Genomic DNA, 25,005 nt, shown 5'->3' with positions numbered 1-25,005 from the left:
TTACTCAATATCTGCGACTAAATCTTGTGCTAGCTTGTCCCAGTCAAAAAGAGCGGATAACTCAAACGCACTTTCTGAAAGGAGTTTATAGTCATTCGACTCTACAGCTGGCAGTGAAGCAACGGAAGCTTTCATAGTATCACGATCGGTACTTTTGATAAAAATGACTCCTCTATCCTGCATCAGTTCTTTAGTTGCTGTCAGTACACCTGATTCAAATGCCAAAACAGGAAGAGAGCAAGAAATGGCCTCGAGAATAGTCTGACCTAACGGCTCATAAGTAGAAGACATAAAGAAATAATCTGAAGATTGATAAAAGTTCTTAACATCACTACGAGCTCCAAAGAACGTTACACTTTGTTCGACACAAAGTGAACTTGCAAGCTCCTTTAAATTATCAAGCTCCGGCCCATCACCAACTATGACTAAATGACAGTGTTCATTGCTCTCCATCGCTTGCAGTGCTAACTCAAAGCCTTTCGCCTTCACGCAACGTCCCACACAAAGCAAAATTACTTTATCGTGTGGTAGGCCCAAAAATGCCTTAAGAGAATCCTTCTCTTCTCCGTAAATAGGAAAGAAAACTGATTTATCGACACCTGGTTTTGTCAGAGAAATTTTTTTAGCGATAGACCCAGAAGAAAAACTTGAAGAGACTTCCTGAGCTTGCTGCAACATATTATGAGAAAAGACACATACAGACTTACTAAACCGTAACGCAGCATAATCAAACAGCATATGTAGCTTACGTCTCAAAGTAAGCGTAAAGCCCCCATTGGTCATATTCTCTTTAGCTGACTGTCGATGGCTAAAGCCTGGGGCTAAGTAAACGTTTTTTTCAGCAAAAAGCAAATTGACGAAGAAACAAACAAATTGATTTCGACAAACAGATTTATCTATTGGATATTTGTATTTTATCAGTGCCAACGCCCAAACAAGATCCAAAATAAACAAAGGGAAAAGCATCATGTTTAGATACTTATTGACAAAGAATTCACGTCTAAAACGAACTAACGTGACGCCATCTTCCCCCCCAAATCGCTCAAACTTTTTATCAAAATAGGCAGACGCCAAAATGATCACATTGTCACCATTGCGCTTGTAGGATTTAGATAGATAACGTAATGAGTTTTCAACACCACCATAGCAGCCTTCATAGGATAGTGATGACAGTAAAATAGTTTTCAAACTGACCTCTTTACAGTTCTTTTATGAATTAACGCGTAGGTAACGCCCAAACAACCAAAGTAAATGAATGGAATTCTAGATTGATCTATTACATTGTTACCAAAACCGGCTGGTATAACAGACACAAACAGACCAAACAGCAACACCTTGTAAAGTTTTTCTAGCTCAACCTTTTGAAAAGCAAGTATAACAATAGGAAATATTATCCAGAAAAACAGAATCAGCACGGAAAGAAAGCCATACCTAAAAAGATATAGGAAGTATAGAGACTCAAACTTCAAACCAGATGCTTTGAATGAACCAAATCCCATCATCAATTCAAGCAAGCTATTTTCCAACATATCTAAAGCCACTTTAGCTTGATATATTCTTATTTGACTTGATTTATCTCCATCCCCAGAAATTATCTTAATAATTCCATTTAACAAGTATGAAAAATCATCAAAATAGAATAGCACGATAATTAGCGCGAATATTGCCACTGAAGCAGGAAAGAAAAGAAACCTAACGTGATAACCAATACTTTTTCTAATCTTATCTCGATTAACGATAAATAAAGAAGCAAACAATGCTATTGTTGTTGCAACAAGAAAACTTGCAAAGCCTGATTTACTTTGACCAAAAAGAATCGTTATAAATAAAACTGAAATGCAAACCAAACGATATACTTTACCTTCTGTTACGAACTTCATGATTAAGTACATTAATGGCAGAACAGCGACAAAAGCAAAATCATATGGGTTTTGGAACGTTCCTGTAAAACGGCGAGTAGATAACAAAGAGGCTTTTGCATAGAATGCCATCACTTCTCGCCCAAAGTGTTGGTAAAAGAGCAAACAAATGAAGCTAAAAAAGGCTGTAGCTAATATAAATCGACTAAAGAGCTTAAGTATTTTTTCTGGTATTACAATATCAAACTTAACAAGTAAATAAAAAAGCAAAAAAGATATCGTATAGTACACTGGCCTAAACAATTCGAATACATCAGAGAAAATAACTCTGTTATTAATAAAGTTACCGGAAATTGTTAGTATAAGGTACAGAAACGCAATGATTAAAAAAACATTAATTCCAAATTCAAACTCAAACCCATAATCTCTGACAATAAAACATATCGTTAGCAATGAAAGAGAAAGCATCATCAAGTTGATCATCATCACCCCCGTATCACCTGTACTTTCAAATATATTATTGAAAGTAGGAAAGAAGAAGTTTATTAATAACAATAACTTGATAATCGTTTCGTACTTTATTTTAAGAAATATCCTTTCATTATTCATATATGACTCATAAATCTTTTAACCTAATTACACTTATTCAGTAAATTATCGATATGCTCACATATGAGTTCATCACTATAGCCAAAGTAACTTTCACCTACAGAGTGGTCATAATACTTTAAGCTTTCTTTACTTCTGACCGAATTAATATCAAAGACTTGATTGATGTTGCTAAAATCCTCCTTAATTTCCACACTGATTTTATTTTTCACAAAACCATAGTAATCAAATTCAGAGTTATCTAACTTTGCATAGTACGTAGGGGTATTTAGCAACGCTGCTTCAAGCAATATATTGGAGTTACCAGCGATTAATGACTTAGACGTTAGAATAAACTCAAATAGGTCATCTCTTTTCGGGTCATTGAAAATCACATCAAGTCCATTGAGCTTCTTTTTAATTGAATTCTGACTTCCCATTTGACCGGGGTGAAGTCTTAATCTGACAGCTTCCCCGTAAGAGTTGATTTCTTTTATCAAACGAATCAAATTAGATATCTCAAAACTAGAATTTATTGCGACAGATATAAACTCACGAGAATAATCGTCTTCTTTTATTCTTTTTACTCTATCAAGTTTTGATATTCCAACTAAGTCAACATCTTCTGATAACTCGCCAATGCTATGGTAAACATCAAGTGAAGCCTGTCCATCGAGAAGAGACTTGTCAAATTGTTCTAAAGGTGGCAATTGAGCATTGGGAGAAGCATGCTGAACATAGATTGTTTTTATTCCTTTCTTTCTTGCTATGCTTAAAACCACTCTAATCTCAGAGTTATGATCATTGCTTAATATTATTATTTTCGGCTTAATTAATGACAAGAAAAACCAGTATACTATATATTGACCGAAGGATAATATATAACGATCTATACCATGAGCATATTTATCATAGTCCTTTTTAAACAAAATAGAATATAATGACTCTACGATTGCTAAAGGAAAAAACACTAGAGAAATTAAATATGTGTATAATTCAGGAAAATAATAGTTAGATTTTAACTTATTTTTTAATGAATAGCTGACACCACATTCATTACCATGCTTTTCTTTATATTTTTCTTGTATTAAATCTAATGATTTTTTTTGGTTTTCAGTACTATATATGAAAATAACATCACTTTTTTTAATTTTAAAACTAAGACGGTTTAATGACTTTATGAAATTATAAAAATAGCTCGCAATTCGATAAGTCAGACCATGCTTTCCTTGACAAAAGATTCTATACCTTAGATAGCTATCGGTTGTTGAAAAGGTAAGGTAATCGAATTGTTTAAGCTTCTTAAACATATAAACCACTTATACTTTATTTTTGTCAAGATTATAGTAATGTTTTTTATCCCTATAAGAGAATACTTTAGCAGGATGTCCGCCTGCTATCGCTAAATCTGGGACATCTTTTGTCACAACTGAACCAGCCTGGATAATTACACCATCTCCTATTCGAACACCAGGTAAAATAATTACATTGAGACCTAGCCAAACATTACGACCAATCGTTATATCTTTACTTATATTCGTATGATCATATGGAAGAGCCGTTCCCATATAATTATGATTACTTGTAATCAATATACATCCATGACCAGAATGGAAATGATCTCCGATAGTAACTTGACCATCACCTTGAACTCTAAGCCCATTAAAGTGACAATCTTCACCTATTATTGTTCTTTTGTTAAATATTGTTCTATTATTAACTGTAAGGCCATCACCAAATGATTGAATATTCCTTTTTGCTAGCTTTGTAAATAGAAACTTCTTTATCTTTTTCTTCATTGCCTCTAACTCTATAATATATTTAGATTAAAACTTTCATAAGAATTAATTAATCGCTAGACATTTCTCTTTTGATCACTAATAATTTCAATCGTAAACCAAGGCATATCAACTGCTTTATATGCCAAGAGCCAAGTAAATAAAAATTGGAATAATTTTGCCACAGTAAAAGCAATTGCTGCGCCAACAAACCCTATTATATCAACAAGGTAGACCAACAAAAGGAGGTTGATAGCACCAGATATCAAAGTAACGATAGATAGCTTTCCCGTTTTCTTTGAAAAGAATATATAATTTGTGACCATCAAGTACATCCCTCCTAATATTTGTCCTAAACATAACCACCCTATAACTTTACCGGCCTCTTGATATTGTTCACCCGCGATGAGATTCATTAACCAAGGACCTAAAACAAAAGGTAACGGTGAGAAAGCCAATAAGAATAAGAAATATATGTACGTATACTTTACAACTAGTTTCTTTTTTTTACTATCATTTTCCTTTAATATATTAAATAACCAAGGTACATATGCTTTATTAATAGCATTAAAGATTATATTAAAAGCCATACTTATCTGCACTGCGACCATATATATGCCAGCTTGACTTAAACCCAAATTCTGATTTATTACAAATCTATCAGCCGTAGTCAAAAGAAATGCACCAAAAAAATGTGGTATCAATGGCAAACCAAAATTTAATGCTTCCCTAATATAAGTTAATCTGAACAAAGTAACATTGATTAGTTTGTCTTTAAACAAACTAATCAGCGCAACAAATGCAATAGATGTCATAGCTAATGCTTGCCCATCAACTCGTCCCTGTGCTCCATATTCAAAATATAAAACAAAGATTAAAGACAGCACCATATTAAACACACCATAAAATAACTGCATTAGCCCATATTTTTTTGCATTACTCCGTATTTGCCATTGCCCTAAACGTAAATTCATGACAAAGCTTAATGCGCTATAAATTAATGCTACATACAACCAGCTTTTAGGTATGGATAAAAACTGACTCAAAGGTTCAGAGAATAAAAAACAGATAAAAAGTAATGCTATTGTACTTATAACGAGAATATGAATGCAGGCCCCATTATACTGTGCAAGTTCTTTCTCATTTGTATGATCGTAAAACTTTCTATTTGCAGCACCAACTGTGTTTAATCCAACGAATGCAACTAACCCCGCTACTAACGTTTGAAACATAGCCACTTGTCCATACTCTTCTGGAAGAAGGGCTCGCGTCAAAACAGGTAACAGTAAAAAAGGAATAGCAGCAGTTGCTATATTGGCTGATAAGTATATTATTGAATTCTTAGTTAAGGACATAACGTGTATATAAAAAGTCAGGTAAGACCAGTAAGGTAATAGCTGGCATATTAATTGATAAATCCGTTTCGATACGCGGCTCTTTGCTTCACCCTAACTCAAAGCCTCCAATAAAACATCTGCAGTTGTGATCTTGCTTGCCGTAAGGAATCACAACTGTTCTCACACTGTAAAGTTTGGGTCAACGTGCTCTTTGATTAGCTCTCGTAGGCCTTCAATACTTTCCCACTCTGTATTCGTACCTGAGTTGTATTTAAAACCAAACGGTACTTTTTCAGCTTTGTGGTGTTCGAGGTATTCTTTCTCTGTATAAGTGAACGAAACAGAAGGCAGAATTGCATAGTATTTACCTAGATCTATCGTGTTTAGAGAATCAGTATCAGTGATCATCTCTTCATGGAGCTTCTCACCAGGACGAATACCAACCACTTTAGTTTCACACTCAGGAGCAATAGCTTCAGCGATATCTAAGATTTTGTAAGATGGGATTTTCGGTACAAAAATCTCACCACCTAAGTGATTTTCCAGAGCGTACATCACCATGTTCACACCATCTTGCAATGAGATATTGAAACGCGTCATATCTTCATGAGTGATTGGTAGAATACCTTCTTCGCGTTTGCTCAAAAAGAATGGGATCACTGAACCACGAGAGCCCATGACATTACCATAACGTACAACGCTGAAACGGATATCTTTAGAGCCTTTGATGTTATTGGCAGCAGTGAACAACTTATCAGACGCCAGTTTCGTTGCACCATAAAGGTTTATGGGAGCGCACGCTTTGTCTGTGGAAAGAGCTACAACATCTTTTACACCGCAATGTAACGCCGCATTAATAACGTTCTCTGCGCCCGTAATATTAGTTCGTATACACTCAGTTGGGTTATATTCTGCAGTATCAACTTGCTTTATCGCCGCGGCATGGATGATGACATCAACGCCTTCACAAGCTTGAATCATACGATTTTGGTCACGCACATCGCCAATGAAGAAGCGAAGTTGAGGAAAGTCTTTTGCAGGATACTTTTGTTTCAGCTCAAACTGTTTTAGTTCATCACGAGAGAAAATGATGATTTTTTTAACTTCTGGATAGCGTCCAAGAATGGTTTTAATGAACTGTTTACCGAACGAACCGGTGCCACCTGTGATAAGGGCCGTCTTATGGTTTAACATTTTCATGCCTTATAGTATATCTTTATATAATAACTTGGATGTATACTCTTAGTTTACGATTATTTTCTATTAGAGCTATATCCAACAAAGAGAAATCGAACAAAAATAATAAACACCCCTAACATAAAACCGAGCATTGTGCCCAGTACACATATAAGGGCTCTCTGCGGACTTGCTTTAATCTCAGGCACAACTGCAGGATCAATTACTTTAAAGACAAACTCATCTTGAGCTTTAGCAAGCATTAAACTTTTAGTCTGCTCTTCGATTAGTTTGTAGAACATGCTTTGCATGTCTGCCACTGCCGTTTTATTGAGCTGATTGTTTAAATACTCCAAGTTTTTAGTTGATTCTTTAATGGCTCGTTCTCGCATCACCTTGTTAATATCATCAATTAAAAGATCAACCCATTGTTTAGCAACATAAGGTGAGAAATGTGAAACTTTGATTAAATAAAAGCCGCTTTCTTTGTCCTCTTCAATACTAAATATTTCTTTTTTGAAATAACTCGATGCTTCTTGAAGCGTTGGCTCACTAGTCCTTAAACCTTCAGCTAACCTCAGCCATGATTTGGTCTTTGCATCATAAATATCACTATCAATTAATAACGTGTTTTTATCTAGATTCCAGCCCTTTGTTGCCATTAAAGGAACTAAAATCTCGTGTTCAGATATGAACTTATTTATAAATTGACGAGATTGAATTACCTGAACAGCGAGGTCTGTACGACTAGCCTCACTTCCACCTAAGTTAACTCCAGCAATCGCAGCGAGGCCACCTAGCTGTCCAGACATTTTAGATAGGGCCCCTCCATCTGAACTTTCAGTTGGTGCTAGCAGGGCATTCGCTGAGTATATATTAGGTTGTTTGATCGCAAAAAATACGGCCCCAACAGCAAAAACTGCCGTAAATATGATAATAAGCAATTTACCTTTCCAGAATGCAGAAAATAAATCTCTTAGATCTATATCTTTCTTCTCATCATCTATTTGATTTATTGACTTCTCATAACTTTGACTAGTGTCTTTTTTCTCTATCATGCTGTGTAAAGGATTCCCATTTAAGAACTTTCTATAACTTAAAGGAGGCTCAAATACCTGAGCCTCCAGTACAATATCCTTGTTACTTAAGTGCGTTTATCGCTACACCGGTTTGATATAGGATCTGTGTCGCAGCTGTCCAGGTACTTAGTGCATCTCTATAGTCAGTGTCAATTGGTACAACGATAGTATCACCAGCTTTTAACCCTTCTTTATTGTTTCCGAACCAATAACCTGATGAAGGCTTGTAAACAGAACCATCCGCACGCACTACAAAAATGCGATCTTCGTCCGCTTGCTTTTTAGCACCACCCGCTTTGTTCAGATAATCGTTGACGTCAAGTTTGTTATCTAACAAGTAGGTAATTGGAACCTGAACTTCCCCCATGATTGATACTGTGTTTCGGAAAGTCGGAACAAAGAGGAAATCACCGTCCTCGAGCATAAAGTCTGCTGAACGCTCGCCTTTTAAAATACGGTTTAACTGTACCACCATACGGCCAAGTGCTTTGCTGCGACTTGCTTCTTCAACAAATGCTAACGTTTTTTCTGGGTCTGAAATTACAGAACCTATATTGCTATCAGCTCGGAACGTCTTCTTCGCTGTTTCTTTTCGCATATCTGCGGCGTATTGGTTTAAAAGCTTCTGCTCTTGTAAACGCAATGCTTCACGCGTAAATATTGCTCCTTGAGGGTGAGCAAACTCTGTCAGACCGCCAGCTCGGTCCAATAACTCACTTAAGGTTTCACCTTGACGCACGGTATAGGTTCCAGGGAAGCGAACTTCACCCTGTAGAGTTACTGTGCTTTGTAGCTTCACATTTGGCTTTTCTAGGATGTTCAAACGGTCTCGGCCTACGATAAGTGCATTGTCCGAAGCACTGCCTTGGATTGCTTTACGCAAATCAATACGTCCAACATCAATATACGCACGCTCATCCGCACTATTAATCGCGGTTCGCGCTAGTTCTGCATTAATTGTGAATGCGTTGTAAGTCAATCCACCAGCAGCTTCAATAAGCGTTGATACCGTCATTCTTGGAGTGATCGGGTAGCGCCCTGGGTGCTTCACTTCACCAAAGACTTCAGCAATTTGAGGGGCTAGCCCCAAACGAGACTGTTGCTGAAGTTGTAACAAAACTGGGGCAAGTAAAGTGCGACGAGTATTTTGCTTCAGCTTTTCAAAATCTTCCTCTGTAATCTCTTTACCACGGAAAATGATTTTAGCGGGTTTAGCCTGCTCTGTGGCGTTCTGGTTGTTAAGCATACCATTTTCTGAATGCGAAACGGCAACAGAAGAGCTCATCACTTCTTGCTCTTTCTGTTGTTCCAGCTCAGCTTGCTCTTGCGCTTGCTCCAATGTTTTTGCTTTTGAAATAGCCTCTTGTGTTACCAATGTATCCAAATCTTCGTTATTAAAGCGGTTGAAAACCAATATACGATCTCGTGATTGTAACTGGAGGTTGTCTTGGCTACCTGGTGATAGAATTGCGTTGGCTAAACTTAGTTGGAACACTTCAATATCACGCTGTGGATTAATCTCTCTTACCACAACGGCATAGTTAACATCAGCTGTAGAATTAAAAGCTGAGTCAACAGATTTGAAAAGATCGGCAACACGAAGGCCATTGCGCCATTCCACATAGCCAGGATGACGAACATCCCCCTCTATCTGCACGTAACGAGTAAGCTCTTCGCTTTTTTTCAAGATCTTGATGGCGTCGCCATTTTTAACTTTACTCTGTCGATCTTGCGTTTTATTGAAATCAAGCGTCAAAGCCTCACGAGCGCCATGTGAAGCGTAGCGTTTTATCTCCAACTGCTCGACATGAGCATTCGCAGTAAAACCACCTGCCATCTGAATAAGTTGTTGGTAAGTTTCACCGGCCTTGACTTCATAAATTGCCGGACGGTTGATCTCGCCCTCTATAGACACTGTATCGTTAACAGAACCAATTAAAACAACATCATCCGGTAGTAAGCGCACATCATTACTTGCATCACCTTTTAGTAACAGGTCATACATATCCAACTTACGAATGATTTTACCATCACGCTTTAGCTGAATATCTCGCAACGCTCCACTTTCACCAAAACCGCCACTGTAATAGATAGCTTGTGATATTGTCGTTAATGCGCTAACCGTGTAGGCACCAGGCTTATATGCATCCCCCATTACAAACACTTGCATGGTGCGTAGTTCACCTAATGAGATATCACTACGAACACCTATCATTTGTTCTTTTACACGTTGTGTCAGAGAATCTCTAACATCGGAAAAGTGCATACCTGCAACATTTACCGGACCAAGAGAAGGAAAGTTGATTGTACCTGCACGATTTACACGTAAACGATGTGTTTCATTCTCCTTACCAAACAACTGTACAATGATTTCATCGCCTGCTCCCACGGTATAATTTGCTGGTACAGGTACATCACTGATCGGAGCAAAAGTACTTGGAGAACCAGCAAAAAGATCTAAACCAAAACGTTTTAACTCTTCCTGCTCACCTTTTTTTAGCCATTGTTCTTCTATATTGGAAGATAAGGCACCACTAGCTTCAGCTCTAGGTTTGATTACTTGCGGGTTTTCGTAAGGAGATTTGTTTGAGGACGAACTAGAGGGAATTGAGAAACCATATTTACTCGCCAGTGCCTGCTGTTGGTCGGCGGGTAAGTTTTGAAACATTTTTATTTGTTCTGGAGTAGGTGTTTGTGCCATCGAATAAGACGCAAACGTACTTGCTAGTATAAAAGCGGCAACAGAAAGAAATCCTTTAAACATGGTATGTCACTATAATAATTGAATAAAAAATCCTAGCCCCAAATTTGAGCTCTAGGTATTTAAATTAGAATCGGTGCTGAAAGCCCAGTGTAATCGAGTTAAGGCGAACCTGATCTTCCGATACGTTATCAACAAACTCAAATATCACTGCACTTTGGTTGTTCAACGCATAGTGCATACCAAGCCCAAAACTAAATCCTTGTTCTTTATGTGAGCCTACATTTTGCAGATCGAGCTGAACGCTTGAATACCCAGCTAAACCATAAAGTGCAATTTGCCCTGAAACCGGCATATTCAGCTTAACAAAGCCACTCATCGCACTATCAACCGCAAGACCACTGTCGCGTTGAACCGACGTCCCATAACGCCCTTCTAAGCCAATATAGTCATTAAAAAAATAACCAGCTTGCGCACTAAGAAGGAAAGGACTTCCCTCTTTCACGGATCCGGAAGACGAGCTTTTCAATTCTGCATTTGAGTAGCTCACTAGAGCGCCCGCGTAAAAATCGGCTGACGCTGAAAAAGAAGTCAGGCTCAAGCCCAGTGCACTAAGTATTCCCAAACAATGCTGATTTCTTATCACGTAAAAGTTCCTAGTACTGGTAATAATTATGGACTGCTAGGCAAAGTTAAGCTTGCTATGCAGATCATTAAATGCTGTCGTCATAAATGGCACGCTACCGCCCCGAGGCGTTGAGCGTAAGCCACTGTATCGCTCTTTATATGGTATAAGTGAAACGGCCTGTTTACCCCAAATAATCTAATACTGAACGAAACGAGCCGACAAATTATGCACTCTTGGTAGTTTATCAGCAAGCAACGGAGCAAGATAACCGCGTAATGTCACGTTGGTGTTAGAAATGAGAACGACAGACATGGCAAAATAAGAAACTATTTACATGCCAATGCTTTTTTATCTAGAATATAATTTGGTGCATATTTTATGCTACCAAACATCGATGTTTTTATACCGGATACACAAGGATTAATAATGAAGAATACAGCTCTAGCTATTCTTATGGCTCTAAGCGCATCAACTGCATTTGCAGCAGAAGAAGCAGGTTCAGCAGGTGCAGCTTCTGCTTCTGCAACAGGCACAACAGCTGTAGCAGTAGGTGCGGCAGCAGCAGTGACTGTAGTAGCAGTTGCAGCGTCAGATAGCGATTCGACTACGACGTCTACTTCAGCATCAGCTCCTACTACTAACTAATTTTGTTTTGTAGTTTGTAGATAGAAGACAATCGCCCTGATTCACTCAGGGCGATTTTATTTGATAAGAGGGATCAATGAATATCTTCCGAACGTCTAAATGGCTACGCACAGTTCTCACTCTTCCGCTATTCTCCTTACTCTTTGGTTGCACACAAAAGTTCAATGATGTATCAGCCACAGTCCAAGAAGCATATGGTAACTACATCGATGTAGAGATGACCCCAGAAGAAATAAATGCCGTTCCTTATGCCAGTGCCTATTTGAAACTTGGGAATCAAAAACAGGTCTTTGTTGTTTTAGCTTTTGCAGAACGAAACTCTCTCAATGGAAAAATACAACTGAAATGGGTAAGTGCTGACAAAGCTATGCTCGTTACAGAGAATGGGCATATCGTCAAAACGATTGGACTACAGAATGGAGACTTAGCGGGCGTTTATGGTGATGTGCCAGACTTTTCTTCAAACTCGGCTTCTGTCAACTACACGCTCTCATACGATTGGACAAAACAATATCGTTATGGCTTTCCTGCAAATGTGAATCGCTTTTATGCAGGCAAAGAAACGTTGACGACACCTATTTCTAACGCCACGACCGACGTATATAAAGAAGTCGTTGAGTTTAGCAGCTTTTCTCAGTCGGTCGAAAACTACTATTGGGTAGATGAACAAGGTCAGGTTGTCAAAACCTTACAACATTTAGGGCCAAATATGATTCCGGTTGAGTTAACCATTTTAAAGGGGTATAGCAAATCATGAGCAAGCGACTACTCACATTATTCGGTTTGATCATGCCGCTTTTGAGCATACATAGCTTCGCTCAAACAGAAACCTCTACTACACAGTCATTAAATGTTGAGTTATTGGAGGTAGGTAAACAGCTACAATTTCAAGGGCCGGCTCGTTTAGAAAGTGTGTTAGCACTTGCTAAGGAGCAAAGCGTCTCGCTGCAATACCCTCTTGGTACTACTTTGTTTGATAAATCGGAACGAGCTAATAAGACCTCTACCGCCTTAAAGAACTCGGTGCTCAATCAAATGATTCAACACAATTTGGTTGCACATCCATTCTACAAATTCATTCAGAAGCAGAGCTTTGCACCACGATTACTGTCTGCGATCGATGTTGATAAAATTCGACTAAATAAATTCGACAACCCTCTGTTACGCGGCAATTACCTGCTCGCAAGCCCTCTACGCGAAGAAAAAGTGTACTTCCTGGGAAACCTAAATAGCGTGTATTCCATTAAGGAGCAAGCAGGCATCCCTTTGCAGACACAAATAGAGAGTTTGAAAAGTAATATTGGTACGTTATCAACACCGCCAGTGTTGATCTACCCAGATGGTCATGTAGTTAAGCCGCATCACGGAGCTTGGTTAACAACACAATATTACTTACCACCGCTGACATTGGTATATGTCCCGTTTGGTGATCTTGAATACTCCGAAATGGACCAAGATATTGTCCGACTACTCACTCAACTGATACCAAATTCAATAAAGAGACCACAATGATGCCAATTAGAAAAAGCTTAACCCTTTCTTTAATGGGCCCAGCATTGGTTTGGGCTCAAGAAATACCCTTTGAGGCTCCCTCGTTACAGCCTTCTCAATCTGACTTTGGTGGTGTTGGCTTAATGCAGATGCCAACCGGACGTATGGCTCCTGAAGGGGAATTCAACTTTTCGGTAACAGGTAGTGATGAGTACCTTTTTTACAATGTGACTCTGCAACTCATGCCGTGGTTAGAAACAACTATCCGGTACACTCGAGTTCACGATCTGCCTTATTCGTCATCATTCCCCGATGTTGACAATGAATATACAGACAAGGGGATAGATTTTAAATTTAGATTATGGGAAGAATCTGAATATATGCCAGAAATTGCCCTAGGAGTGAGAGACTTTGCTGGTACCGGCCTTTTTGATGCTGAGTTTATTGCAGCGACAAAACGATATTCTAATTCGAAATTAGGTGCTTTTGATTTTACTTTGGGTATGGGCTGGGGCTACCTAGGAACTAGAGATACAGTCACAAATCCTTTTTGTAAAGCATCAGACAAATTCTGTAATAGACCTTCCGAATTTCTATCTACTGGCGGAACAACTAACTTCGATAGAGCCTTTAAAGGCCCTGCTGCCCTTTTTGGTGGTATTGAATATCAAACTCTTCATAAGCCTCTTCGCTTCAAGCTTGAATACGACGGCAACGATTACAGCACAGACTACCCTGTAGTTCAGGCCGGTGTAGATATGTCTCCCCACACGCCATGGAACTTTGGTGTGCTCTACCGTATCGGAATGGCCGACTTTCGTTTAAGTTATGAACGCGGCGACACGTTGGTCGCGGGCTTAACGCTAAACACTAATTTCAATGACATGCCATCATTCTGGCGAGACACACCAACACCAGAAATCGAAGATAGCCAGCCTGAAGAACTGTCTGATGTTGATTGGGAACGTGTAACAGAAGATTTAGACAAAATTGCTGGTTACCAAAACACGCGTATTTATGTTGATGACAGTACAGTAACTGTCGTTGGTGAGCAGAAGAAATATCGTGACCGTACAGAGGCACACGAAAAAGCGGCGGCTGTACTTCACAATGAAATGCCTGACGATATTGATACCTATGCGATCAATGAACGCAGCCGAGGCTTAGTCGGCGAACAAACGATTATTTCCAAGGAGAAATATCGCGACTTTGCCCAAGTTAATTACATCAACCCCAAAATAGAAGATGCAACCGCAAAAGCTAGCAATAAGCCAAGTGGAGAATCTGTCTATGATGGTTTTAAACGTTTTGATTGGGGCTTTGCACCTAAGCTTGTTCAAACTCTCGGAAACGCTGAAGATTTCTATCTCTTTAGTGTAGGGCTAAGCGGTAATGCCTCATACTGGCTAACGGACAACCTTGAAATTGGCGGTTCGTTATACTGGGATTGGTATAACAACTACGATAAGTTTATCTATGTCACTCCACCTGATGGCACTACCGTTCCTCGTGTTCGCACCATGTTCCGTGCTTACCAAAATGAACATGCTATAACCATGTCAAACCTACAATTGACTTGGTTCCAAGAGTATTCCAATACCATGGAGCAGCAATTCTACGCGGGTTATCTGGAGAGCATGTTTGCTGGAGTCGGTACTGAGTTTCTTTACCGTCCACAAGGAGCTAACTGGGCGATTGGCGCTGACGTCAACGTAATTTCTCAACGTGATCCACAAAGTTACTTCGGTGTTTACGATGAGAAATGGCAAAACGTGCCAGAATATGGACGTCCGTTCCAAGTTATTGATAAAGGCTTCACTGGTTTTGTATCTGGGTACTACTACCCTCAATGGGATTTCCTACAAGATTTGATGATCCAAGTCGATGTTGGTCAATTCCTAGCTGGTGATGTTGGTACACAAATCAATGTTTCTAAGCAGTTCAAGAGTGGCGTAATTGCTGGTGCTTTTGCGTCATTTACAGACTTGTCTGCGGATGAATTTGGTGAAGGTAGCTTTACCAAAGGTTTCTACTTGTCGATTCCATTTGACATCATGACCGTTAAGCCAAGCAACAATCGTGCGAACTTTAGTTGGCAGCCTCTTACTCGTGACGGAGGACAGAAACTCGGACGTAAATACAGCTTGATTGAATTGACCGATGAGCGAAATCCTTGGTATCAAAGGCCTAACCGTTCGGATGTGGAATAATAAAGTAATCAAGGGAGCTGCGGCTCCCTTTTTCATATCTAGATACTGAGTCATAGAAGACTAAAACCTATCTTCCTGCTTCCAATAGCGCTACTTTTCGTTTCTTGCTAGAATTCCTGAGAAAATTTTAATCTATGGTGGAAGTTCTATGATCATCGTAACTGGTGGCGCTGGCATGATTGGCAGCAACATTGTTAAAGCACTAAACGAAGCTGGTATTAACAATATCCTGGTTGTCGACAACCTAAAAAATGGCAAAAAGTTTAAGAACTTAGTTGATCTGGACATCACAGATTACATGGATCGTGACGACTTTCTGACCCAAATTATGGCGGGCGATGATTTTGGTCCGATTGAGGCAATTTTCCACGAAGGTGCTTGTTCTGCAACGACTGAGTGGGATGGTAAGTACATGATGCTAAACAATTATGAGTACTCTAAAGAGCTGCTGCATTACTGTTTAGATCGCGAGATTCCATTCCTATACGCTTCTTCAGCAGCCACTTACGGCGATACAGATACTTTCGTTGAAGAACGCGAATACGAAGGCGCACTGAATGTATACGGTTACTCGAAACAGCAGTTTGATAACTACGTTCGTCGCCTATGGCAAGATGCTGAAGAACATGGTGAGACCCTTTCTCAAATCACCGGCTTCCGCTACTTCAACGTATATGGCCCACGTGAAGACCACAAAGGTAGCATGGCATCAGTTGCATTCCACCTAAACAACCAACTTAACGCAGGTGAAAATCCTAAATTGTTCGCGGGCAGCGAATCATTCAAACGCGACTTCGTTTACGTTGGTGATGTATGTAAAGTAAACCTGTGGTTCTTAGAAAACGGCGTATCAGGCATTTTTAACTGTGGTACTGGCCGTGCTGAATCTTTTGAAGAGGTAGCAAATGCAGTTATCAAGTATCATGGCAAAGGCCAAATTGAAACCATCCCATTCCCTGAGCACCTAAAAGGCGCTTACCAAGAATTCACACAAGCGGATCTGACCAAACTGCGCACCGCAGGTTGTGATGTTGAATTCAAGACAGTTGCAGAAGGCGTTGCCGAATACTTAACTATCCAAAACCGTTAAGCACCACAAGGTGGCAGAACCATAACCTGCCACCTTTACTCCACTGTAATAGCCTGTATCATTCCTAACTATCTTTTTCTCATTAAAACCACTTCGCCAGTACACGAATAGGTAACTAGACACGCCATGACCATAAAACGTGATGACTTCGACCCTAAAGCATATAACCCTGAGTTTAAGCGCCACTTTCTGTCGTCTAAGTACTGGGGCACGTGGTTAGGTGTTATCTTATTTTTACCTTTATCATTAATGCCACTGGATTTACAAAAGTGGTTGGCGAAAACCATAGCCCAAAAACTGTCGAAATCCCACAAGGGGCCAGCTCACCGAGCAAGAGTTAACTTTGAGCTGTGTTTTCCGGAAAAGTCGTTCCAAGAACGTGAAGCTTTGATAGAAAAAACACTCTACACAGCGGCCATGTTCTTTTTTCGCTTCGGGTTACTAAGTTTACGCTCACCAAAGTGGCTTCAGAACCGTTGCCAAATTCGCGGCCTAGACATTTTACGACAGCACATTGATAACAACGAAAATGTGATTTTAATGGTTCCCCACTCTTGGGCAATTGATGTGCCTGCTATCTTGCTCGCTTCAATGGGAATGCCAGTTTCTGCAATGGCGAAGAAACAAAAGAATGATGTTGCTGACTGGCTGATGCACAAGCAAAGAGTTCAATACGGTGGTCGTGTTTATGAACGCTCAGGTGGCATTAAGCCTTTTCTGAAATCCATTCGAGATGGCTATGTAGGCTATTATCTACCCGATCAAGATCACGGCCCAGAGCATAGTGTGTTCGTAGATTTCTTTGCTACACGTAAAGCAACGCTACCTGGTTTAGGCAAAATTGCGAAACTATCACGCTCAAAAGTACTGCCTCTATTTGCGTCGATGAACACTGAAGATGGTACGTTTGATATTGAGATTTTACCGGCGTTTGAGCTGGATAAAGGCGAAGAGCAAGACGCTCGTACCTGTAATGAAGCCATTGAATATTTTGTCGGTGATAAACCCGAACAATATATGTGGGTACTGCAGTTGCTGCACTCTCAAGAAGACGGCAATAACTATTACAATTTGTTTAAACCAAGATATAACAGCGACTGGAAAGTGCAGTGAAAGTATTTGTCGTAAGCTTGGCTCGATCGCTGGATCGCCGAGAACGTATTGAAGAAAAGTTAAAACAACAAGGCATTAGGTTTGAGTTTTTTGATGCCGTAGATGGCTCTGTTGGCCGTTTTCTTCATTCAGAAAAAAGTTGTCCAACCATTACTCTACGCCGCAAAGGGTATCAATTAAAAACCAGTGAAGTCGCCTGTTTTGCAAGCCATTACGAGTTGTGGGTTCGCTGTGTTGAGCTTGATGAACCGATCGTCATCTTAGAAGACAACGTCGACCCCGTAGAAGGGTTGAAGCAAGTACTCGAACATACCCTTCCATTGACTTCTAATTATGACTACATCAAGTTGTCTGCCACTCAGAAGCGTGTATTCACCCCAATCGTACCTATTGATGATAATCATATGCTAGGGGGATACTCAGCAGGCACTTGTGGTACCACCGCTTATATCGTCACACCTAAAGCAGCCTCAAAGTTTGTTATGCATGCTCAAGAGTTTATTGAACCAGTCGATGACTACATGGAAAAACCATGGAGACATGGTGTTCAAGTTTACAGCGTGTCTCCGGATCTTTTTACTAGAGCCGAGATTGCTTCGACGATTGGTGGTAAAAGAAAAGATAAATCCAAAATGACTCCTGCGAATAAAATATACGCTGAACTTTTTAGAACTTATGAGTCAATTTTGAAATTCCTATACTGGAAAAACAAAGCATGAAGATTTTAGTCATTGGCCCTGCGTGGGTCGGCGATATGGTAATGTCGCAATCGTTATATATCGTATTAAAGCAACGTCATCCAGATAGCCAAATTGACGTTATCGCTCCAGGATGGTGTAAACCGATTCTTGAGCGTATGCCAGAAATCCACCAAGCGATTGAAATGCCTATCGGTCATGGTGAGTTTAACTTATTAGGCCGCAGGGAAATTGGTAAATCATTACGTGAAAAGCAATATGACCACGCCTATATCTTGCCTAAATCAGCGAAATCAGCACTGATCCCATGGTTTGCCAACATTCCTCTTCGTACTGGCTGGAAAGGAGAAATGCGCTATGGTTTATTGAATGACTTACGCCCTAACATGAAGTCTTTTCAGTACATGGTAGAGCGCTATGTAGCGTTAGCTTATCCAAAAGCAGAAATGGTGGATTCTAACTCTCTTGGCGGGCTTGAAACCTTACCTCGCCCACGCCTCGCAATCAACGAAGCAGAGCAAAAAGCCACGATCCAAAAATTCAACTTAACGCAAGACCAACCAATCATTGGACTGTGCCCAGGAGCAGAGTTTGGTCCTGCAAAAAAATGGCCCGAAACACACTACGCTGAAGTTGCGACGCAAATGGCTCGATCTGGGCATCAAATCTGGTTGTTTGGTTCTCAAAAAGACTTAGAGACTTGTAACAATATTCGCGCACTTGTTCCGACGCAATTCCATGAGCACATTCATGTTCTGGCAGGCCAAACCAGCTTAATTGAAGCAGTCGATCTACTTGCTGCATGTAAGACTGTTGTCGCGAATGACTCAGGCTTAATGCATGTGGCAGCTGCGGTTGGTTGTAATGTTGTTGCCGTGTATGGCTCAACTTCACCGAAGTACACCCCCCCACTCGCAGAAAAAGTGGAGATTGTTCATACCGATATTGATTGTCGCCCTTGTTTCCAGCGTGAATGTCAATACAAACACCTTAAGTGCTTGACAGAACTTTCGCCTAAGCAAGTGCTAGATAGCATCCAAAAACTTGACGCCATTACGATAAGCTCATGTTAGTTCGTATTGTTTATACCTTACTACTCGCTCTAGCGTCACCGCTGCTTTTATTTGGTTTGTACAAGAGCAAACCAAATAAGCCTAAGTTCGGCTCTCGCTGGAAAGAGCACTTTGGTATCACTCCCAAGCTAAAAAGCAACGACAAACCTATTTGGATACATGCCGTATCTGTTGGTGAAAGCATAGCAGCAACACCTTTAATTAAAGCCCTTAAGGAACAAAACCCCGAACAATCTATTCTAGTTACTACAACAACAAGTACCGGAGCTGAACAGATTGCTAAGTTGGGTGATTTAATTGAACACCGCTATATGCCAATTGACTTTGGGTTTGCTATCAAAGGTTTTCTTAAAGCAGTACAACCAAAACAAATGTTGATCATTGAGACTGAGCTGTGGCCAAACACGCTTCACCATGTTTACAAAGCGGGTATCCCTATAACAGTCGTGAATGCTCGCCTATCTGAAAAATCGTGTCAGAACTACGCCAAAATACAGCGGCTTTTTAACCAGCTTCATCCATGCCTAACTCAAGTACTCTGCCAAACGGATTCAGATGCAGAGCGCTTCGAACGCTTAGGCGTTGAGAAAAAGAAACTATCCGTTACCGGCTCGATTAAGTTCGATATTCAAATATCAGAGCAAGTGAAACAGCAAGGACAGCAGCTTCGAGCCCAGCTTGGAAAGGATCGTCCAATTTGGATTGCAGCTAGCACCCACAAAGGCGAGGACGAACAGGTATTAGATGCACATAGACAAGTTTTAAAATCTCATCCAAATGCATTACTTATTTTGGTTCCTCGCCATCCGGAACGATTTGATGATGTATTCACGCTTTGCCAACAGCAAGGCTTTAACACTGTGCGTCGTACTTCAACGCATGCAGTAGAGACAAATACTCAAGTATATCTCGGCGATACAATGGGTGAGATGCTAACGTTGATGGGTGCAGCAGACATCTGCTTTATGGGTGGAAGCCTAATTGGAGATAAGGTTGGCGGTCATAATGTGCTAGAGCCTATTGCACTCTCTAAACCAACTATCAATGGACCAAGCTACTTCAACTTTATAGAAATAATAAATAGTCTTCGTGAATGTAAGGCGATCTACCTAATTGATGATTTTACATCCTTAGCAGAAACAATACTAATCATTCTATCATGTAACACAGCGTCAAAAAGTGTTCATAGAGCTAACTTGTGGCTAAAAGAAAATAAAGGCGCATTAAATAGAACTCTTAACAAAATATAAGTATCTAACATAAAAATTCAACCCCATTATTAATGAACAACTCTTTTCTAGTTTTTATCGTATTTGAGAGGCAAAATGACTAATAAAATCTTAGTCCAACTTCCAATTGGAGCTCATAGTCCAAACCTAGAAATAACGCTTAGCTATACTAATGAACTGATTAAGCAAGGTAATGATATTACGATATTAACTTGCTCGGGTTCCGATGATAGCTGCTTATACAATCCTCTAGGCCTTCCATCTACCTGCCGTTCTTGTAAACGTCGGACTCGAGAAGCGTTGTCTCACCTTATCGGTGGCTATAAACACGAGGAAACTTTAGGATTAAGAAGTTATAAATTTAACTACCATTCCACTGAAGAACTAAAAGCTATTAAATATAAAGGTACAAATGTGGGCTACTCAGCCTTATCTAGTTATGCATCTCTTACACGTAGTGTTGATATTGACTATAGTAATAAAAAAACTAGATTAATTATAGATAAATATCTGTCTACTGCCTGTAAGCTAACCGATTCTGTTGTGCAGTTACAACAACATTTTTCATTTGATAAGTTCGTATTATTTAACTCTCGTTTGAATACTTATCGTAGTTTTTTTGATTTAGCAAAAATAAAAAATATCCCAGTTACTGTTGTTGAGTTAAACTTTAGCAAAGACAATGCAATGATTTTTGAAAATGCAATGCCTCATGATATTGCATATAATGGATATTTAGTAGAAAGCTTGTTTAAAAATCTGGGCTATGCAAAGACTGAACAAAGAGCGATAGAATTCTTCAATAATAGAGCAAAATCACTATTTAGCAATGAAGAGTCTTATACCAAACAGCAGAATAAAGACCTCTTACCTGACAACTGGGATCCAAAAAAAAAGAAGATCGCTATATTCAATAGTTCAGAAGATGAATTTATGGCCATTGGAGGAAGCTGGGAAGAAAACAGATTATTTAAAAACCAATATGAAGGCCTTACGTTTATTTCTAATTACGCGAAGGATCATAATATTATTTTCTATCTTAGGATTCACCCAAATCTTCGTGGCACTCAAAAATCTTACCTAGAAAAACTATTGGCACTAAAAAGTGATAACTTTGTTGTAATTCCACCTGAAAGTAAAATTTCAACTTATAATCTAATGTATAATTGCGATGCAATTATAACATTTGGTAGTAGTATTGGTGTAGAGGCGACATACTGGAGCAAACCATCAATCCTATTAGGTAACTGTTTCTATCGACATTTAAATATAACTTACAACCCAACATCAACCAAAGAACTAATTACCTTAATAGAAAGCGATTTGGAGCCAATAGATAATAAATTAGGTTGCCTAAAAATGGCAAGCCATATGATAAATCCAGGATTCAAGGTTCACGGATATTCGTTTAATAACAAGAAAGGCTATATAAATGGCAAAGAAATAAAAAGGAAGAAGTCTCTACTACAAAAAATAGAGAGTAAATATACAAAATATTACTTAAAATCAATAAAATCGTAGTTCTACTTTTTAACCAAACATAAGCAATGCTCAGCTAGGTATTGCTTATGTCTAGACTAGAAAATAAAAACTCATCATTAAAGCACTTAAATCCTCTTTAATCGTCTTACCTTTCAATTTATTACTACTTTCTAAAAATCACACACTACTTTTAAAGTATAGATAGGAGTGTGTGATTTTTTACTCGCTATTAGAATATAAAAAGAGGATTGAACTTAGTTATAACCGTTAGATAAGTTCAAAAGAGACTGGAGTTCCACGACTAATATTCTTTTTTACAGTTTTTCCAATCACTTCATCATAATACTTTGGTGCTAGACCAAATCCGGGACGAATACTACGAACATGTTCTGGCGTTAATATTTCGCCCTCTTTAATATCTTTCACAATGTAAAGAGAGCGACGAAACTTCACATTACCTTTTTCCGCTTCAGTTCTTTCATAATTAACCTTACCAAGAGCTTGCCACGCTGTTTTCGTATCTTTACACAATGCCTGTAACTCTAGAGGCTCCAGTGAGAAGCTATCATCAGCGCCACCACCATTGCGATCCATTGTTACATGCTTCTCAATTAAGCAAGCACCAAGGGCGATAGATGTCACTGCTGTCGCGTTATCAATAGTGTGGTCAGATAAACCTGAAAGAACATCAAAACGCTCGGCAATATCTGCAATCGTTCTTAGATTGTATTGGTCTGCAGGTGCAGGGTAACCACTGACACAATGAAGCACAACCAACTCCTGACAACCATTATCTTTTGCTGTCTTAATAGCTTCAGCAATCTCTTCTTGATTCGCCATTCCCGTTGAAATGATCATTGGCTTGCCTGTTTGGGCAACGCGTTTAATAAGAGGTAGATCAATCACTTCAAACGAAGCAATCTTATAAGCCGGAGCATCGAGTTCTTCCAAAAGCTCTACTGCGCTAAAATCGAAAGGAGAACTAAAGATAGTAATACCTAACTCTTGAGCTTTTTCGAATAACGGCTTATGCCATTCCCATGGCATATGAGCACCTTTATATAACTCATACAAAGTCTGCCCATCCCATAAACCACCATGAATTTGAAACTCTTCAGAGTCACAATCCATAGTAATAGTTTCATGAGTATAGGTTTGTAATTTTATCGCGTCTGCACCCGCCTTCTTCGCTTCTTCCATGATTTGGAAAGCACGATTAATATCCCCATTATGGTTAGCGGATAATTCTGCGATGATATAAGGAGGGAAGTCTGGCCCAACTTTACGGCCGTCAATGGTAATAAATGGTTTCATTTTTGCCTCAATCGATTGGTCGTCGAATGTAAGTTTCTTCGTCGACTTGTTGGTAGCAACATTTTTGGAAGAGTCGTTGAGATGCACTATTTGCTTTCAATACCGTAGCATGTAGAGTGACATCAGGATGAATTGCATCCACAATACTTAGAGCTTTAAACGCAATCCCTTTTCCATAGCTTTTAGGGTCAAGAAATATTGATACCAAATAATGTCCAGGTTCTGTTCTATCTAAGCGTACTGCTCCAACTTTATTGCCGTCATCCCTACTAACAATCATGTAAAAGTAGTCAGAGGCTGATTTCAGTTTTTTAAACATCCAAGCTTGGTGCTCAACCCATGTAGGGACCTCAGGAGTCAATGCGTACTTTCTCGTCTCTGGGTGACACTGCCATTCATAAATCAATGCGATATCTTCTTGCGAAGCAGGCTTGAGAGATAATCCATCAGTCGTCTCATCAAGTAACAACTCAACCTCATAAGAGACTCGTCGCGCCCCCCGCCCGTCGCAAAGGGAAAGATTAGCATCTTTGAATTGGGGCCACTGCTTCAGAACTGTCAAGAACTCACTTAGCAATCGACTAGGAATATCCTCGATATCAACTTTTAATGATGCTGAATGCTTTACTAACTGCTTACAGATTAGTTGCTGGTTCTCTGCTAAAGGAACGATTACGTTGGGTAGCCCAAGACAAGCTCTTTCCCAACTTGTGGTACCTGGAGCCCCTATAGCGATGCCATGCTCTAGCATTAAACTTGCCATATCAGAGACAAAGTCGAGATGCGAAACGTCAGCTCTAGATGCACACCACTCTTTAACTTGGTCAAAGTGAGGCGCTCTAGGCGACAACAATACAGTAAACTTGGCCTCTACTTTGCCACATAAAGATTCTAATACTTTGAAAGTTGCGTTAGGTGCATCAATCCCGCCCATCGATACCAGCACTTTCAGAGGCTTGTTAGAAATATCTCTAGAAAGCGCTGATTCTCGCTTGCTCGCGAAATCTGATCTCAATAAAGCAAACTCACTGCCCGCTAAGACCTTAGATTGGGATGCAGAGTAAGCAGCTTCATCACGCCCTAACGTTTGATCCAAGATCAAGTCAGCTTTATGGCATCGCCCGAGATCATCAATAGCAAGTATTCGACAATCTAATGAAGCGATAACTTGCTCTTGCCATTCAATCCCGATTGCATAGTGATCAGTGACAACAAGGTCTGCATAAGTGATTTCTGTTAGGAAATCTTGCACATCTTCAGATATACTCTTTTGAAGCCAAGCTGCATAATCGGCATCGTGAAGCGGTTCTATAACTTCCCTTGGTTTGGCAAGAGTTGTCACCTGAAATCCACGTTCACGAATAAACGCACGCATGTCTCCTTCTAATGGAGAACAAGCAAATTCGACGTCATGTCCTTTGTGCGCAAACTCTTCAGCCAAGACGAGACAACGCATAACATGCCCACTACCAACCAACAAAGATGCATCGACTCGAAAAACAACCTTCATACTT

General features: G+C 39.7%; 21 protein-coding genes. 10 read left to right on the top strand and 11 right to left on the bottom strand.

Annotated features, from left to right (window positions below; all coding sequences use genetic code 11):
* From R7E42_RS12605 to R7E42_RS12565, 9 genes are all read right to left on the bottom strand, one after another.
* Nucleotides 1-1,188, bottom strand: coding sequence for a glycosyltransferase family 4 protein (locus R7E42_RS12605; protein ID WP_318072725.1), 1,188 nt, complete (start codon nt 1,186-1,188; stop codon nt 1-3).
* A complete protein-coding gene (locus R7E42_RS12600; RefSeq protein WP_318072724.1) occupies nt 1,185-2,468 on the bottom strand; it encodes a hypothetical protein in 1,284 nt (427 codons plus the stop codon). Before R7E42_RS12600 ends, R7E42_RS12605 begins: the two co-directional genes overlap by 4 nt.
* A gap of 23 nt (nt 2,469-2,491) precedes the next feature.
* A complete protein-coding gene (locus R7E42_RS12595) occupies nt 2,492-3,757 on the bottom strand; it encodes a hypothetical protein (RefSeq protein ID WP_065275042.1) in 1,266 nt (421 codons plus the stop codon).
* A gap of 9 nt (nt 3,758-3,766) precedes the next feature.
* Nucleotides 3,767-4,246, bottom strand: a complete 480-nt coding sequence (locus R7E42_RS12590) for an acyltransferase (protein WP_065275041.1) — start codon at nt 4,244-4,246, stop codon at nt 3,767-3,769.
* Nucleotides 4,247-4,302: 56 nt separating this feature from the next.
* Complete coding sequence (locus tag R7E42_RS12585) at nt 4,303-5,580, bottom strand: lipopolysaccharide biosynthesis protein (RefSeq protein ID WP_318072723.1); 1,278 nt, start codon at nt 5,578-5,580, stop codon at nt 4,303-4,305.
* A 162-nt stretch (nt 5,581-5,742) separates the two neighbouring features.
* A complete protein-coding gene (gene pseB, locus R7E42_RS12580; protein WP_065275039.1) occupies nt 5,743-6,756 on the bottom strand; it encodes a UDP-N-acetylglucosamine 4,6-dehydratase (inverting) in 1,014 nt (337 codons plus the stop codon).
* A gap of 59 nt (nt 6,757-6,815) precedes the next feature.
* Nucleotides 6,816-7,796, bottom strand: a complete 981-nt coding sequence (locus R7E42_RS12575; protein WP_065275038.1) for a Wzz/FepE/Etk N-terminal domain-containing protein — start codon at nt 7,794-7,796, stop codon at nt 6,816-6,818.
* A gap of 82 nt (nt 7,797-7,878) precedes the next feature.
* The gene (locus R7E42_RS12570; protein WP_318072722.1) at nt 7,879-10,581 is read right to left on the bottom strand and encodes an SLBB domain-containing protein; all 2,703 of its coding nucleotides are present in this window, start codon (nt 10,579-10,581) and stop codon (nt 7,879-7,881) included.
* A gap of 64 nt (nt 10,582-10,645) precedes the next feature.
* Nucleotides 10,646-11,164 carry a porin family protein gene (locus R7E42_RS12565; RefSeq protein ID WP_172605925.1) on the bottom strand — a complete coding sequence of 173 codons (519 nt, stop codon included), beginning with the start codon at nt 11,162-11,164 and terminating at the stop codon, nt 10,646-10,648.
* A 408-nt stretch (nt 11,165-11,572) separates the two neighbouring features.
* On the opposite strand from R7E42_RS12565, the gene R7E42_RS12560 reads away from it, so the two are divergent.
* From R7E42_RS12560 to R7E42_RS12515, 10 genes are all read left to right on the top strand, one after another.
* Nucleotides 11,573-11,791 (top strand): hypothetical protein, encoded by a 219-nt coding sequence (locus R7E42_RS12560; RefSeq protein ID WP_025520696.1) that lies wholly within the window; start codon nt 11,573-11,575, stop codon nt 11,789-11,791.
* Between the two features lie 76 nt (nt 11,792-11,867).
* A complete protein-coding gene (locus tag R7E42_RS12555) occupies nt 11,868-12,548 on the top strand; it encodes a YjbF family lipoprotein (protein WP_318072721.1) in 681 nt (226 codons plus the stop codon).
* Nucleotides 12,545-13,303: a YjbG polysaccharide synthesis-related protein gene (locus R7E42_RS12550; RefSeq protein ID WP_318072720.1), complete on the top strand. Its 759-nt coding sequence runs from the start codon at nt 12,545-12,547 to the stop codon at nt 13,301-13,303. Before R7E42_RS12555 ends, R7E42_RS12550 begins: the two co-directional genes overlap by 4 nt.
* A complete protein-coding gene (locus tag R7E42_RS12545; RefSeq protein ID WP_318072719.1) occupies nt 13,300-15,492 on the top strand; it encodes a YjbH domain-containing protein in 2,193 nt (730 codons plus the stop codon). Before R7E42_RS12550 ends, R7E42_RS12545 begins: the two co-directional genes overlap by 4 nt.
* Nucleotides 15,493-15,640: 148 nt before the next feature.
* Nucleotides 15,641-16,582: an ADP-glyceromanno-heptose 6-epimerase gene (gene rfaD, locus R7E42_RS12540; protein ID WP_318072718.1), complete on the top strand. Its 942-nt coding sequence runs from the start codon at nt 15,641-15,643 to the stop codon at nt 16,580-16,582.
* A gap of 126 nt (nt 16,583-16,708) precedes the next feature.
* Complete coding sequence (gene lpxM, locus R7E42_RS12535) at nt 16,709-17,695, top strand: lauroyl-Kdo(2)-lipid IV(A) myristoyltransferase (protein WP_318072717.1); 987 nt, start codon at nt 16,709-16,711, stop codon at nt 17,693-17,695.
* Nucleotides 17,692-18,414 (top strand): glycosyltransferase family 25 protein, encoded by a 723-nt coding sequence (locus R7E42_RS12530; protein ID WP_318072716.1) that lies wholly within the window; start codon nt 17,692-17,694, stop codon nt 18,412-18,414. Before lpxM ends, R7E42_RS12530 begins: the two co-directional genes overlap by 4 nt.
* Nucleotides 18,411-19,466, top strand: coding sequence for a lipopolysaccharide heptosyltransferase II (gene waaF, locus R7E42_RS12525; protein ID WP_318072715.1), 1,056 nt, complete (start codon nt 18,411-18,413; stop codon nt 19,464-19,466). Before R7E42_RS12530 ends, waaF begins: the two co-directional genes overlap by 4 nt.
* Nucleotides 19,460-20,716 carry a lipid IV(A) 3-deoxy-D-manno-octulosonic acid transferase gene (waaA, locus tag R7E42_RS12520; RefSeq protein ID WP_318072714.1) on the top strand — a complete coding sequence of 419 codons (1,257 nt, stop codon included), beginning with the start codon at nt 19,460-19,462 and terminating at the stop codon, nt 20,714-20,716. The genes waaF and waaA overlap by 7 nt, the downstream gene beginning before the upstream one ends.
* Before the next feature lie 75 nt (nt 20,717-20,791).
* The gene (locus R7E42_RS12515; RefSeq protein ID WP_065275032.1) at nt 20,792-22,216 is read left to right on the top strand and encodes a hypothetical protein; all 1,425 of its coding nucleotides are present in this window, start codon (nt 20,792-20,794) and stop codon (nt 22,214-22,216) included.
* A 228-nt stretch (nt 22,217-22,444) separates the two neighbouring features.
* Here R7E42_RS12515 and pseI read toward each other — a convergent pair whose 3' ends face one another.
* Both pseI and pseG read right to left on the bottom strand, forming a co-directional pair.
* Nucleotides 22,445-23,491 carry a pseudaminic acid synthase gene (gene pseI / locus R7E42_RS12510; protein WP_065275031.1) on the bottom strand — a complete coding sequence of 349 codons (1,047 nt, stop codon included), beginning with the start codon at nt 23,489-23,491 and terminating at the stop codon, nt 22,445-22,447.
* Nucleotides 23,492-23,498: 7 nt separating this feature from the next.
* On the bottom strand, nt 23,499-25,001 hold the full coding sequence (gene pseG, locus R7E42_RS12505; RefSeq protein ID WP_318072713.1) for a UDP-2,4-diacetamido-2,4,6-trideoxy-beta-L-altropyranose hydrolase: 1,503 nt from the start codon (nt 24,999-25,001) through the stop codon (nt 23,499-23,501).
* Nucleotides 25,002-25,005: the final 4 nt, after the last annotated feature.

The organism is Vibrio sp. Vb1337 (assembly GCF_033338715.1).
Classification (GTDB): domain Bacteria; phylum Pseudomonadota; class Gammaproteobacteria; order Enterobacterales; family Vibrionaceae; genus Vibrio; species Vibrio alginolyticus.
This window is presented reverse-complemented; position numbering and strand designations above follow the sequence as displayed.

Excerpts from the sequence above, each read along its gene's own strand:
- R7E42_RS12600 (WP_318072724.1), bottom strand. The coding sequence starts at position 2,468 with ATGAATAATGAAAGGATATTTCTTAAAATAAAGTACGAAACGATTATC.
- R7E42_RS12595 (WP_065275042.1), bottom strand. The coding sequence starts at position 3,757 with ATGTTTAAGAAGCTTAAACAATTCGATTACCTTACCTTTTCAACAACC.
- R7E42_RS12590 (WP_065275041.1), bottom strand. The coding sequence starts at position 4,246 with ATGAAGAAAAAGATAAAGAAGTTTCTATTTACAAAGCTAGCAAAAAGG.
- R7E42_RS12585 (WP_318072723.1), bottom strand. The coding sequence starts at position 5,580 with ATGTCCTTAACTAAGAATTCAATAATATACTTATCAGCCAATATAGCA.
- pseB (WP_065275039.1), bottom strand. The coding sequence starts at position 6,756 with ATGTTAAACCATAAGACGGCCCTTATCACAGGTGGCACCGGTTCGTTC.
- R7E42_RS12575 (WP_065275038.1), bottom strand. The coding sequence starts at position 7,796 with ATGATAGAGAAAAAAGACACTAGTCAAAGTTATGAGAAGTCAATAAAT.
- R7E42_RS12570 (WP_318072722.1), bottom strand. The coding sequence starts at position 10,581 with ATGTTTAAAGGATTTCTTTCTGTTGCCGCTTTTATACTAGCAAGTACG.
- R7E42_RS12560 (WP_025520696.1), top strand. The coding sequence starts at position 11,573 with ATGAAGAATACAGCTCTAGCTATTCTTATGGCTCTAAGCGCATCAACT.
- R7E42_RS12555 (WP_318072721.1), top strand. The coding sequence starts at position 11,868 with ATGAATATCTTCCGAACGTCTAAATGGCTACGCACAGTTCTCACTCTT.
- R7E42_RS12550 (WP_318072720.1), top strand. The coding sequence starts at position 12,545 with ATGAGCAAGCGACTACTCACATTATTCGGTTTGATCATGCCGCTTTTG.
- R7E42_RS12545 (WP_318072719.1), top strand. The coding sequence starts at position 13,300 with ATGATGCCAATTAGAAAAAGCTTAACCCTTTCTTTAATGGGCCCAGCA.
- rfaD (WP_318072718.1), top strand. The coding sequence starts at position 15,641 with ATGATCATCGTAACTGGTGGCGCTGGCATGATTGGCAGCAACATTGTT.
- lpxM (WP_318072717.1), top strand. The coding sequence starts at position 16,709 with ATGACCATAAAACGTGATGACTTCGACCCTAAAGCATATAACCCTGAG.
- waaF (WP_318072715.1), top strand. The coding sequence starts at position 18,411 with ATGAAGATTTTAGTCATTGGCCCTGCGTGGGTCGGCGATATGGTAATG.
- waaA (WP_318072714.1), top strand. The coding sequence starts at position 19,460 with ATGTTAGTTCGTATTGTTTATACCTTACTACTCGCTCTAGCGTCACCG.
- R7E42_RS12515 (WP_065275032.1), top strand. The coding sequence starts at position 20,792 with ATGACTAATAAAATCTTAGTCCAACTTCCAATTGGAGCTCATAGTCCA.
- pseI (WP_065275031.1), bottom strand. The coding sequence starts at position 23,491 with ATGAAACCATTTATTACCATTGACGGCCGTAAAGTTGGGCCAGACTTC.
- pseG (WP_318072713.1), bottom strand. The coding sequence starts at position 25,001 with ATGAAGGTTGTTTTTCGAGTCGATGCATCTTTGTTGGTTGGTAGTGGG.